Genomic DNA, 12686 nt, shown 5'->3' with positions numbered 1-12686 from the left:
CACAAAAATATTCCGCTGGAGAACGCATGAAACCGGAAGGCCGCACCCGGAAACAAATCGACGCCCCAGACACCTACAGTCGGCCCGCTGATAGTCCGAGTTTCGCCGTCCGCGAGGACACCATCGAATACGGCTTCATCGGCACCCTGCAAAACCTCAAGTACGAATATCGCCCCGACATCCGCGACCGCGCCGCGCTGGAGGCCAATTTCCGCCAGCACTTCGAAGCGCTCAACCGCGTCCGCCTCACCGATGCCGAGTTCGCCCGCCTGCTGGATGAGATCGTCACCCCGGATGTTTTTACCGCCGCCAAGACCCTGCGCAGCATCAATGCCTTCACCCGCGACGACGGCACGCCGCTGAACTACAGCCTCGTCAACCTCAAGGACTGGTGCAAAAACACCTTCGAGGTCATCCACCAGTTGCGCATCAATACCGACTACAGCCACCACCGCTACGACGTCATCCTGCTCATCAACGGTGTGCCCTGCGTGCAGATCGAGCTGAAAACCCTCGGCGTCCATCCGCGCCGGGCCATGGAGCAGATCGTCGAATACAAGCACGACCCCGGCAACGGCTACACCCGGACGCTGCTCTGCTTCATGCAGCTCTTCATCGTCAGCAACCGCGACCAGACTTACTACTTCGCCAACAACAACGCCCGCCATTTCGCCTTCAACGCCGACGAGCGCTTTTTGCCCGTCTATGAGTTCGCGGACGAGGACAATAGCAAGATCAGACAGCTCGACGCCTTCGCCGAGCGCTTCCTGAAAAAGTGTAACCTCGGCCAGACCCTCAGCCGCTACATGGTGCTGCTGGCGGGCGAGCAAAAGCTCATGATGATGCGACCCTATCAGGTCTATGCCGTGCAGCACATGGTCAAGTGCATCGATGAAGACAACGGCAACGGCTACATCTGGCACACCACCGGCAGCGGCAAGACGCTCACCTCCTTCAAGGCCGCCACCCTGCTCAAGGAGAACGAGCACATCCATAAATGCGTGTTCGTTGTCGACCGCAAGGACCTCGACCGCCAGACGCGGGAGGAATTCAACCGCTTCCAGGAAGGCTGTGTCGAAGAAAACACCCACACCGGCGCCCTCGTGCGCCGCCTGCTGTCCGAGGACTACGCCGACAAGGTCATCGTCACCACCATCCAGAAGCTCGGCCTCGCGCTCGACGAAACGAGCCGCCGCAACAAGCAACGCAGCAAAAACGGCCAGGCCACCTACAAGGAGCAGCTCGAAGCACTGCAGGACGAGCGCATCGTCTTCATCTTCGACGAATGCCACCGCTCGCAGTTCGGTGAGAACCACAAGGCCATCAAAGCCTTCTTCCCCCGCGCCCAACTCTTCGGCTTCACCGGCACGCCCATCTTCGAGGCCAATGCCAGCCTGCAGAAGATCGAGGACAGCACGGCCTCCATGCGCACCACGGCAGACCTCTTCCAGAAACAGCTGCACGCCTACACCATCACCCACGCCATCGAAGACGGCAATGTGCTGCGCTTCCATGTCGATTACTTCAAGCCGGAAGGAAAGAACCCACCCAAACCCGGCGAACCCATCGCCAAGCGCGCGGTCATCGAAGCCATCCTCGCCAAGCACGATGCCGCCACCGGCGGGCGCCGCTTCAACGCCCTCTTTGCCACCGCATCCATCAACGATGCCATCGAATACCACGCGCTGTTCAAGACCATGCAAGCCGAGAAACTGGCCGCCGATCCCGAGTTCAAGCCGCTGAATATCGCCTGCGTCTTCTCTCCGCCTGCGCAGCTCGCGGAGAATCCCGAAAGCAAAAAGGACATCGACCAGCTCTCCGAAGACCTCCCGCAAGAGCAGGAAGACAACAAGGTCGAGCCAGAAGCGAAGAAGCAGGCGCTTGAAGGCATCCTCGCCGACTACAACGCCCGCTACGGCACCAACCATCGCCTGAGCGAATTCGATCTTTACTACCAGGATGTGCAAAAGCGGATCAAAGACCAGCAGTGGCCGAATGCCGACTACCCCCCGGCGCAGAAAATCGACATCACTATCGTCGTGGACATGCTGCTCACCGGCTTCGATTCCAAGTTCCTGAACACGCTCTACGTGGACAAGAACCTCAAGCACCACGGCCTGATCCAGGCCTTCTCGCGCACCAACCGCGTGCTCAACGCCACCAAGCCCTACGGCAACATCCTCGACTTCCGCCAGCAGCAGGATGCCGTCGATGCCGCCATCGCGCTGTTCTCCGGCGAAAAGACCGGCGAGCAGGCGCGCGAAATCTGGCTGGTGGAAAAGGCGCCCGTGGTCATCCAGAAACTGGAGGCCGCCGTGCAAAAGCTCGACGCCTTCATGCAGTCCCAGGGGCTGGATTGCACGCCCTCCACCGTGGCCAACCTGAAAGGCGATGCCGCCAAGACCGTTTTCATCGAGCGCTTCAAGGAAGTGCAGCGGCTCAAGACCCAGCTCGACCAATACACCGACCTCACCGGGGAAAACAAAGCCGCCATCGAGCAGGTGCTGCCCGAAGAAACCCTGCGCGGCTTCAAGGGCCAGTATCTGGACACCGCCAAAAAGCTCCGCGACGGGCGCAACAAGCCGGACAAGCCCGGCGCCGACAAGCCTGCCGATCAGCTCGACTTCGAGTTCGTCCTCTTCGCCTCCGCCGTCATTGATTACGACTACATCATGAAGCTGATGACCAGCTTCTCGGCCAAAGAGCCGGGCAAGGCCAAGATGACCCGCGAACAACTCATCGGCCTCATCAGCAGTGACGCCAAGTTCATCAACGAGCGCGACGACATCGCCGAATATATCGGCACGCTCCAGGCCGGCGAGGGGCTGAGTGAAACCGCCATCCGCGACGGCTACACCCGCTTCAAGGCGGAGAAGAACGCCCAGGAACTCGCCACCATTGCCGCAAAGCACAATCTGGCCACCGCCGCCCTGCAAAGCTTCGTGGACGGCATTTTTGAGCGCATGATCTTCGACGGCGAACGCTTGAGCGACCTCATGGCCCCGCTCGATCTGGGCTGGAAAGCCCGCAGCCAGGCCGAAATCGCGCTGATGGAAGATTTGTATCCGCTGCTGACCCAACGCGCCGGGGGCCGCGATATTTCAGGGCTTAGCGCCTATGAGTGAGCAGCCGCTGGCTGAAGCCACTTTGCTTGCGCGCATCGCCCTGGGCGAGCACACCCGCCAGCAGTTCAAACGCAGCTTCCACAACCCTGATGCCCTGGCCGCCGAGCTGGCTGCCTTTGCCAACAGCGGCGGCGGCACGCTGCTGATCGGTGTGACCGATGACGGCATCATCACTGGCCTGAGCGAGCACGCCTTCCGGATGCTGCCCTACCGGGGACTGGGCAGTGGTATCCCCCGTGCGCTGGATGAATGGTCGCAGATCGAACTGATCGACGAAGTTAGCGGCAACCAATTCACCGCTCGGGTGCAACGGCCCAAGGCGCAGTGGGCGGGGGCGGGCGAACAAGCCACCGAACAAGTCGAGGCCCCAGTCACCGAACAAGTAACCGAACAAGTTCGCCGACTGTGCGTGGCTCTGGGGCAAGAGGCCAAAGGAACGAAGGAGCTGATGCAGTCGCTCAACCTCAAACACCGCCCGAGCTTTTTGGAAGACTATCTGAACCCGGCCCTCCAACAGCGTTTTGTGGAACTGACCCAGCCAGACTCACCGCGCAGCCCCACACAAAAATACCGCCTGACCGCACAAGGAAAGGTCTTGTTGAAATGACCATCCCCCACAAGCAAACCACAACGCCGGGCGCGGCCGTTTACCAAAACTTGCTCGCTGAGCTGTCAGCGGCCATCGCCCTGTTGCAAGCACTGCACCAGCAGGCCGTCGAAGCACTGGCGCTCAGCGTTCAAGAGATGGTGCGCAGCGGCAGCCGCGATGTTCAGCGGATCGAGCACACACTCGACCAGCTTTTAGGCCACGCCTGCTTGCCAGAGGGCCAGGCCCTCTTCAAAGCCCTCTGCCGCCATTACTGGACGTTGGACCAGCAGGCCACCGCGAGTTATGTCCTCGCCTACCGCGAGATGTGGGATGCCGATGACAAGAACGACACCGAAGAGGTGCAAGCATGAACCCCAAAGCACCAAGCACTGTTTTGACAGCAGAAACAAAGCCCGCGCGAGTGCCGAAGCTGCGGTTTCCGGCGTTTCGGGGGGCGGATGGGTGGAAGCTCGCGCCGCTGAGTCAATTGGCAACTCGCACCAAACAGAAAAACCGCGATGAAAAAATTACTCGCGTGCTGACGAACTCAGCCGAGTTTGGCGTGATGGACCAGCGCGACTTCTTCGACAAAGAAATTGCCACGCAAGGCAATCTCGAGAGCTATTTCGTAGTTGAGCTGGGCAGCTATGTTTACAACCCGCGCATCTCTGCAACAGCACCTGTTGGCCCCATTTCTAAGAACAAAGTTGGCACTGGCGTCATGTCGCCGCTCTACACCGTCTTCAAGTTCAAAGACGGTGGCAATGACTTTTATGAGCACTACTTCAAGACAACCGGCTGGCACACCTACATGCGGCAGGCATCCAGTACAGGCGCGCGGCATGATCGAATGGCCATCTCCAGCGACGATTTCATGGCCATGCCTTTGCCTGTTCCGACACCGAAGGAACAACAAAAAATCGCCGAGTGCCTGAGTTCGGTGGACGCGCTGATGGCCGCGCAAGCGCGGAAAGTGGACGCGCTCAAGACCCATAAAAAAGGGCTGATGCAGCAGCTTTTCCCCACGGAGGGCGAAACCCAACCCCGCCTGCGCTTCCCCGAATTCCAAAACGCCGGGGAGTGGAACAAGACGACCTTGGGTGAAGCAGCGACATTCTTCAACGGCCGAGCATACAAACAGGAAGAACTGCTTGAATCCGGAAAGTATCCAGTTCTCCGCGTTGGAAATTTCTTCACCAACAACAATTGGTATTACTCAGACCTTGAACTGGATGAGACAAAGTATTGTGACAAAGGCGATTTGCTTTACGCATGGTCGGCGTCGTTCGGGCCGCGTATGTGGCACGGGGTAAAAGTGATTTATCACTACCACATCTGGAAGGTCGAACAACACAGTGGAATAGACCGACAGTTCCTTTTCATCACACTCGAAAATGAAACTGAGAGGATGAAATCCAACTCAGCAAATGGATTGGGACTTCTGCACATTACGAAGGGAACCATCGAGGGCTGGGACACTGCATTCCCATCACCGCCAGAACAACACCGCATCGCCTCCTGCCTGAGCAGCCTCGACGCCCTGATCACCCTGGAGACCCAAAAGCTCGAAGCCCTCAAGACCCACAAGAAAGGGCTGATGCAGCAGCTTTTCCCAGTACTCAACGAGGTGCAGGGATGACCTGGCAAACGGCCTATCAATCGGCACAAGGTTGCGTCTCGTGGCAGGGTGAGCACGCGTGCGAAGGCGACGAACTCAATGGCTTTCTGCAAGGGCCGGTTGCCGTACGCCTTAACGACACGGAGGGCGGTGAGGCATTCAATAAATACTTGCGGGGTTTGAGTCTGACCGGCATGGGTCAGGGTGCGCTTGAAGAAGTACTTGCCGCCGAAGTGCCGGAGACGCGCGACTGGGCGGCAGGCGAGGCGCTCGCCGAGGCGGTGCTTGAAGCACACCATGATGTGGTGTTGCCCTGGAACACCGAGCGCGACAAGCGCAATCCCTTTGCCTCCCTGCCGGGAGCGGACATCGTGGGCTTTCAGCGCGATGGCGGCTCACACAGGCTGGCCCTGGGCGAAGTCAAGTGCTCGTCCGAGGCGAAGTCGCCGCCGCAGGTGATGAGCGGCAGAAGCGGTGGTTTGACTCACCAGATCGACAATCTCGCCAGCAATCTCGGCACGATCTGCCAGTTGCTCAAATGGCTGTTGCCGCGCGTGAAGCACACGGCGCATGAACCTGCCTTTAACACGGCATGTACCCGCTTCTTTAATTCCGATCTGCGCGATCTGGCACTGTTCGGCATTTTGGTGCGTGACCAGGAGGCGCGTGAGTCTGATTTGCAAGCGCGAGGCCAACAACTGGCGGATCGCCTGCAAGCCCCGGCGAGTTGCCTCCTTATCGCCCTCTATCTGCCTTGGCCCATTGCGCAACTGCCGCAGGCCATCAGCCAGGGAGGTGCTGCATGAACCACTGGCTGCTCGATGCAATGGCAGAACGACGCAGCCATGCGCTGCGTGAGGCCGATCGCGTGCAGTTCCATCAGGAAATGGGGCGCGAGGTCCCCGCCTTTGATGAGGCGCTGCTGCGCGAGACGGCGGCCGCGCTGGAAATCGCCGTGCTCGACCTGAAGGTGGATCGCCTAGCCGATGAACCTGAGCAGTTGGCATTGTCGCGCCAGGCGGCGGCGGACGCCTTCCGGCTCTTGCGCATGTTGCCCTTGCCTGCCGACCCCATGGTGGCGGGCTCGCACCTGCTGCGCGCATCGGTACTGGCCGTGTTGGGTGATCGCGGCGCCGATGCCGCGCGCTGGCTACGCACACTGGACGAGGCGGGGCATTGGCCCGCCTTGCCGCTGGAGGCACGCAACTGGGGCAAACGCTGTCGGGCCGCCCTTACCGATGTCTGGCTGCGTCTGGTGCGCAAAAGAGGTTGGAGTGACCGCGATGCGGTGCTTGAGCGCGTGGCGGCGCTGCGTAGCGCGCAGGAGGAGTTCGAGCGCGATTACCTGCACACCTTCGCACCGCTGGAAGCCAAGCGTACTGCGCTTGAGCTGATCGGGATCTACCACCTGGCCAAGGCAGCGGACGTACTGGCCCACTACATCACCGACGGTGTAGTGGACGGCAGTTTCCAAGTGCAGCCTTTGTTGGATAGTCACTTCGACCGAGCCATCGATGCTTGTGACGCTGCGCAGCTCGTTGAGTTGGGGCCGATGACGCGACTGCTGGCCCGCGCTTCTGCGCAAATGGTGGACAACGCTCTGTGGACGGTGACTCGGAAAGTGAACTCCCGCGTAACCGACTTTGTGCGCGAGCTAGTGAAACGTGGACGCGGCGACCGTGCTTTGTTCGATGTGCTGCCCCCGCAACGCCGCACCTTGGCCGAGCGTGGACTGCTGGGTTCCAGTCGACAGGCTGTGGTGGTGAGTCTGCCGACCTCCAGCGGCAAGACCCTCATTGCCCAGTTCCGCATGTTGCAGGCGCTGAATCAGTTCGAGGATCGCAAAGGCTGGGTGGCCTATCTCGCACCCAGTCGGGCGCTGGTCAATCAGGTCACGCGGCAACTGCGCCGTGATTTCCAGCCACTAGGGCTGATGGTGGAGCGCATCAGCCCGGCCATGGAGATCGACGGCATCGAGGCCGGCGTGCTGGCGGAGGCGAACGACGAGGTGCGTTTCCGAATCCTCGTGGCTACGCCCGAGAAGTTCGATTTGATGCTGCGCCAGGGCTGGGAGGAAAAGATCGGGCGCCCACTGACTCTGGTGGTAGTGGATGAAGCGCACACCATTCAGGACAAGGTGCGTGGCCTGCGCCTGGAGTTGTTGCTGGCCACCATCAACCGGGAGTGCCGAGACGCGCAATTCCTACTGCTCACGCCCTTCATTCAAAATGCACGCGAGGTGGCGCGCTGGCTCGGCGGCCAAAATTCGGAGGACATCAGTCTGGGCGTGGACTGGCAACCCAACGACCGGGCCATCGGCATCGTCAGCCCGGTGGACGACGGCCGCAAGAACGGGCGCAGCCGTGACTACCGGCTGGATTTCGAAACGGTGCATACCACGCGCCCCAGCATAGTGCTGGATGAAGCCTTTTCGCTGGGCAAGGACGAGACACTGGCCGGTACGCTTTCAGAAGCGAGGGATGTAGGCGCTTTGGCCGGAATTACCGCGCGCAAGCTCATGGTGCGGGGGCCTGTTATCGCCATGCACAGCCGGCCAGATTACGTCTGGAAGCTTGCCGAGAGACTTAAATCCGGGCAGGCCGGGGCTATGTCCGACGATGTGCGCTTCGTGCAGGAATATGTGGCAGCCGAACTGGGGGCGCAGTACCCCTTGGTCGATTTGCTCGCCCATCGCATCGGCATGCACCACGGCGGTTTGCCTGAAGAAATCCGTATGCTCATGGAGTGGTTGTTCGAAAAAGGGCAGCTCGATGTGCTGGCTGCAACCACGACCATTGCTCAGGGTGTGAACTTCCCTGTCAGCGGGGTGGTGATGGCCGCCACGCAATACCCTTATGGGCAAACCATGCCTCCGGAGGATTTCTGGAACATCGCTGGCCGCGCCGGTCGTGTGTCTCAGGGGCAACTGGGGGTAGTGGCGTTGGTGGCCAAAGATGAAAGCGAAGTGGCACAACGTCGCGAATTCATCAACAGCAACACTGGTGATCTGAATTCCGCCCTGATTCAATTGGCGCAGGCTGCATCTGGTGAGTTGTCTGATCTTGGAAGAATTGTTTATAGCCGCCCGGAGTGGTCGAGCTTCTTGCAATATCTCGTTCACACCTATCGGCAAATGGGTGCGCCGTCCAACTTTGCCGATCAGATCGAGCAGGTGCTGCGCGGCACACTGGGCTTCGAGAAGTTGCGCACCGCTGATAGTCAGCTTGCCCGTCATCTGCTGGACGGGATTCGAACCTATGTCGATGACATGGTCCGCCCGCAACAACCGTTGAAGCTGGTGGACAGCACTGGCTTTTCATTGCAGAGCATCAAGACTGTTCTCACGCATAAAGGCGACATCGGGCCGGATTCGTGGAATCGGGAGCGGCTGTTCCGTGAGGGCGACCGTACCTTGCAGGACATGATGGGCGTGCTTCTGCGTGTTCCTGAGCTGCGTGAGAATTTGGAAACTGTTCTGGGCGGCAGGGCACCGGACGGGGACAAGCTCGCGCTCATCCTCAAGGATTGGGTCAATGGTGAGGAAATCACCACCATCGCCGCCCGCCATTTCCGCAAAGAGGGTTACGACGAAGTGACAGCACTCACCAAATGCGGGCAGAACCTCTTCGGCAAGCTTGCGCAGACATCTTCCTGGGGCCTGAACGCACTGCTAGCGATTACCGCATCTAACCTCTCCGACGACGAACACACCCGGCTGGCCAACCTGCCATCGCAGGTGTTTTACGGGGTGGCCACGGACGAAGCCATCGCCTTGCGTTTGCTTGGAGTGCCGCGCAAGGCGGCGACGCCACTGGCCAAGGTGTTGAAACTGGATGCCACGACGTCTCTGCCGACAATTCGTCAGCGACTCTCCGCGCTGACGGAACGGGACTGGCTTCAGGCCTTGGGGCCGGTCGGTGGCACCTATCGTAAGGCTTGGCAGATCATGGACGGGACACTGGACTGATGGCCGACCAACCTACAAAACTGGCCATGCTCAAGACCTGTAAAAAATGGCTGATGCAGCAGCTATTCCCGATGCTGGACGAGGTGCCCGCATGAAGCCGGGCCAGCCCTTCGCCGACTTGCCAAAGCTGGCCGCCCATTTGCGCGGCGAGCTGGAGAACAAGAAAGCCATCCTGCTTTATGCCTACAACGGCACCGGTAAGACGCGGCTGTCGATGGCCTTCAAGGACATCGGCAAGCAAGGTGATGCTCGCGACACACTCTACTTCAACGCCTTCACCGAAGACCTGTTCCATTGGGAGAATGACTTTGAAGGCGATAACGACCACAGGCTCACACTCAATGCGGCGTCGCGCTTTTTCGCCGGCTTAGCCGAGTTGGAAATGGACAACCGCATCCGCCCGCTGCTGCAACGCTATGCGGATTTCGATTTCCGCATCGACTACGAGAAATGGGATGTTGTTTTTTCGCGAAGAGTCAAAAATGAGAACTATGTTCCAGGCTCTAAAAAACTCATGCAAAGGTTTGCGTTTGAGGAAAAGACCCATATCAAGGTCTCGCGCGGTGAAGAAAACATCTTTGTCTGGTGCTTCTTCCTCGCCATCGTGCAACTGGCGCTAGATGGTGCGGAGGCTTATCAGTGGGTGAAATATGTTTACATCGACGACCCGATTTCATCGTTGGATGAGCACAACGCAATTGCGGTAGCCAACCATCTAGCGCAATTGCTCAAACGGCCGGGCAGTAAGCTCAAGACGGTGATCTCGACGCACCATACCTTGTTCTTCAACGTGCTGTGCAACGAATTTAAAGGGAAGGCGTTCCGATATTTTCTGAGAAATGCCCCCACTGGCAGTTATTCGCTAGTAGATACATCTGCCACGCCATTCCTTCACCATTTGGCGAGCATTATTGAGTTAGATGAAGCACAAAAGAGTGGTGCACTCTATACACATCACTTCAACATGATGCGCAGAGTGATGGAGCAGACTTCCATCTTCTTGGGGCTTGAGGACTGGGCCGAATGTATCAGGGTGGCAGGCGATCTAGACGAAGCGCTGTCCAAGCGGATGATTGACCTTATGAGTCACGGCGATTATTCGCTTTACGAGCCACGAGAAATGATGGAAGAGAATAAAGCGCACTTTCGGAGAATTTTCCGCGCCTTCCTGAATCGCTACCCCTTCAATCCGAAACTGTTTCCTGTAGCACCCGAGGATGACAATGTCGGCGAAGAGCCGACTCTCTTGCAATGGGGAGAAAACCGATGAGCACTAAAGACATTTCCAATGCCAAAGACCCCGACCTGCGCGCATCCTTGGGAGCGTTGCGGCGGGCCGCCCAACATGCGCGCAAGACAGCGATCCAGACTGAGACGAACCTTGTGATCGTCAAGGACGGGCGGATGCAGCGCATCTCGGCAGATGAACTTCGCCAACAGGCAAACACCGAGAAAACGCTCAAACCATGACCGAACAAAATCAAAAACAATTGGGCAACACCCTCTGGAGCATCGCCGACCAACTGCGCGGGGCGATGGATGCGGACGACTTCCGCGACTACATGCTGTCCTTCCTCTTTTTGCGCTACCTCTCCGACAACTACGAGACGGCGGCGAAGAAGGAACTGGGGCGCGATTACCCGGATGTGGGCGGCGACGCGCGCAAGGTGCCGCTGGCGCTCTGGTATGCGAACAACGTGGACGACATTCCGGCCTTCGAGAAGCAGATGCGGCGCAAGGTGCATTACGTCATCCAGCCCGCGCACCTCTGGAATAGCATCGCTAACCTGGCTCGCACTCAGAACCCGGACCTGCTAGACACCTTGCAGGCTGGCTTCAAATACATAGAGACAGAGTCTTTTGAGAGCACTTTCCAGGGGCTGTTCTCCGAAATTGATCTGAGCTCGCCCAAGCTGGGCAAGAGCTACAGCGACCGTAACGCCAAGCTCTGCACCATCATCCAGAAGATCGCCGAAGGGCTGGCGGCGTTCTCCACGAACATCGACGCGCTGGGCGATGCCTACGAATACCTGATCGGCCAGTTTGCCGCAGGCAGTGGCAAGAAGGCGGGCGAATTCTACACCCCGCAGCAGATTTCCGACATTCTTTCCGCCATCGTCACGCTGGACAGCCAGGAGCCGAAAACCGGGACGAAGAAGCGGCTGGACAGCGTGCTGGACTTCGCCTGCGGCTCCGGCTCGCTGCTGCTGAATGTGCGCAAGAAGGTGAACCAGGCGGGCGGCAGCATCGGCAAAATCTACGGCCAGGAAAAGAACATCACCACCTACAACCTCGCGCGCATGAACATGCTGCTGCACGGGGTGAAGGACACCGAGTTCGAGATCTTCCACGGCGACACCCTGCTCAACGAGTGGGACATGCTGCGCGAGCAGAACCCGGCCAGGAAGCCGAGCTTCGACGCCGTCGTCGCCAACCCGCCTTTCAGCTACCGCTGGGAGCCCACCGACGCGCTGGCCGACGATGTGCGCTTCAAAAGCCACGGCCTCGCGCCCAAGTCCGCCGCCGACTTTGCCTTCCTGCTGCACGGCTTCCATTATCTGAAAGACGAAGGGGTGATGGCGATCATCCTGCCGCACGGGGTGCTGTTCCGGGGCGGGGCCGAGGAACGCATCCGCACCAAACTGCTCAAGGACGGCCATATCGACACCGTCATCGGCTTGCCCGCGAACCTGTTTTATTCCACCGGCATCCCGGTCTGCATCCTCGTGCTGAAGAAGTGCAAGAAGCCCGACGACGTGCTGTTCATCAACGCCGCAGAGCACTTTGTGAAAGGCAAACGCCAGAACCATCTTTCGGACGAGCACATCGCCAAGATCATCGAAACCTACCAGTTCCGCACGGAAGAACCGCGCTACGCCCGCCGCGTGGACATGGCGGAGATTGAGAAAAACGACTTCAATCTCAATATTTCGCGGTATATCAGCACAGCAGTAGACGAGGAGGAAATTGACCTGACGGCGACGCACGCAAACTTGGTGAACATCGAGAAGGCCATCCAGCAAGCGACTGCGAAACACAACGAATTTCTGAAAGAGCTGGGCATGCCGCTGTTACCTTAGGCCGGAGCACGAAACATGCGGGCCAGACCCAGATTTATCTGACGCCCATGCATGCGGCTCAAAAAAGGTGGAGCGCGGAATCGAGAATGTTCGCAGAGGATTACGGATAGCCCGCCAGACTGCGGAGCAGTACCTTGGACGCTCCCCCTGGATACTTCTCGTCGGCTACATCATCGCGCAAATTACCAAAAACCATGGTCGCTATCAGGGGCTTTCCCAGCCCTTGCCGGACCGTAACTGCTTTTGTAGGGTTATGGCAACACGGCAGAAAGCGCAACATGAGCTAGGCAAGCGCAAGCATGCATAA

General features: G+C 58.9%; 9 protein-coding genes. All 9 read left to right on the top strand.

Annotated elements, in window-relative coordinates:
• The first annotated feature begins 26 nt into the window (after positions 1-26).
• Genes AFE_RS10940 through AFE_RS10900 form a run of 9 tightly spaced genes read left to right on the top strand, consistent with a single transcriptional unit; the run spans position 27 to position 12379 of the window.
• Positions 27-3125: a type I restriction endonuclease subunit R gene (locus AFE_RS10940; RefSeq protein WP_012537161.1), complete on the top strand. Its 3099-nt coding sequence runs from the start codon at positions 27-29 to the stop codon at positions 3123-3125.
• A complete protein-coding gene (locus tag AFE_RS10935) occupies positions 3118-3732 on the top strand; it encodes an AlbA family DNA-binding domain-containing protein (protein WP_009567105.1) in 615 nt (204 codons plus the stop codon). Before AFE_RS10940 ends, AFE_RS10935 begins: the two co-directional genes overlap by 8 nt.
• On the top strand, positions 3729-4085 hold the full coding sequence (locus AFE_RS10930) for a hypothetical protein (RefSeq protein ID WP_012537160.1): 357 nt from the start codon (positions 3729-3731) through the stop codon (positions 4083-4085). The genes AFE_RS10935 and AFE_RS10930 overlap by 4 nt, the downstream gene beginning before the upstream one ends.
• Positions 4082-5353: a restriction endonuclease subunit S gene (locus AFE_RS10925; protein ID WP_012537159.1), complete on the top strand. Its 1272-nt coding sequence runs from the start codon at positions 4082-4084 to the stop codon at positions 5351-5353. The genes AFE_RS10930 and AFE_RS10925 overlap by 4 nt, the downstream gene beginning before the upstream one ends.
• Positions 5350-6138 (top strand): hypothetical protein, encoded by a 789-nt coding sequence (locus tag AFE_RS10920; protein WP_009567106.1) that lies wholly within the window; start codon positions 5350-5352, stop codon positions 6136-6138. Before AFE_RS10925 ends, AFE_RS10920 begins: the two co-directional genes overlap by 4 nt.
• Positions 6135-9299: a DEAD/DEAH box helicase gene (locus tag AFE_RS10915; RefSeq protein WP_012537158.1), complete on the top strand. Its 3165-nt coding sequence runs from the start codon at positions 6135-6137 to the stop codon at positions 9297-9299. Before AFE_RS10920 ends, AFE_RS10915 begins: the two co-directional genes overlap by 4 nt.
• Before the next feature lie 46 nt (positions 9300-9345).
• On the top strand, positions 9346-10569 hold the full coding sequence (locus tag AFE_RS10910) for an AAA family ATPase (protein ID WP_225487175.1): 1224 nt from the start codon (positions 9346-9348) through the stop codon (positions 10567-10569).
• Positions 10566-10769, top strand: coding sequence for a hypothetical protein (locus AFE_RS10905; RefSeq protein WP_012537157.1), 204 nt, complete (start codon positions 10566-10568; stop codon positions 10767-10769). The genes AFE_RS10910 and AFE_RS10905 overlap by 4 nt, the downstream gene beginning before the upstream one ends.
• Positions 10766-12379 carry a type I restriction-modification system subunit M gene (locus AFE_RS10900; protein WP_012537156.1) on the top strand — a complete coding sequence of 538 codons (1614 nt, stop codon included), beginning with the start codon at positions 10766-10768 and terminating at the stop codon, positions 12377-12379. Before AFE_RS10905 ends, AFE_RS10900 begins: the two co-directional genes overlap by 4 nt.
• The last annotated feature ends 307 nt before the right edge of the window (positions 12380-12686 follow it).

The organism is Acidithiobacillus ferrooxidans ATCC 23270, from assembly GCF_000021485.1.
GTDB classification, from domain to species: domain Bacteria; phylum Pseudomonadota; class Gammaproteobacteria; order Acidithiobacillales; family Acidithiobacillaceae; genus Acidithiobacillus; species Acidithiobacillus ferrooxidans.
The sequence above is the reverse complement of the archived record's forward strand: the minus strand, read 5'-3'. Positions and strand labels throughout refer to the sequence as shown.

Excerpts from the sequence above, each read along its gene's own strand:
- AFE_RS10940 (WP_012537161.1), top strand. The coding sequence starts at position 27 with ATGAAACCGGAAGGCCGCACCCGGAAACAAATCGACGCCCCAGACACC.
- AFE_RS10935 (WP_009567105.1), top strand. The coding sequence starts at position 3,118 with ATGAGTGAGCAGCCGCTGGCTGAAGCCACTTTGCTTGCGCGCATCGCC.
- AFE_RS10930 (WP_012537160.1), top strand. The coding sequence starts at position 3,729 with ATGACCATCCCCCACAAGCAAACCACAACGCCGGGCGCGGCCGTTTAC.
- AFE_RS10925 (WP_012537159.1), top strand. The coding sequence starts at position 4,082 with ATGAACCCCAAAGCACCAAGCACTGTTTTGACAGCAGAAACAAAGCCC.
- AFE_RS10920 (WP_009567106.1), top strand. The coding sequence starts at position 5,350 with ATGACCTGGCAAACGGCCTATCAATCGGCACAAGGTTGCGTCTCGTGG.
- AFE_RS10915 (WP_012537158.1), top strand. The coding sequence starts at position 6,135 with ATGAACCACTGGCTGCTCGATGCAATGGCAGAACGACGCAGCCATGCG.
- AFE_RS10910 (WP_225487175.1), top strand. The coding sequence starts at position 9,346 with ATGGCTGATGCAGCAGCTATTCCCGATGCTGGACGAGGTGCCCGCATG.
- AFE_RS10905 (WP_012537157.1), top strand. The coding sequence starts at position 10,566 with ATGAGCACTAAAGACATTTCCAATGCCAAAGACCCCGACCTGCGCGCA.
- AFE_RS10900 (WP_012537156.1), top strand. The coding sequence starts at position 10,766 with ATGACCGAACAAAATCAAAAACAATTGGGCAACACCCTCTGGAGCATC.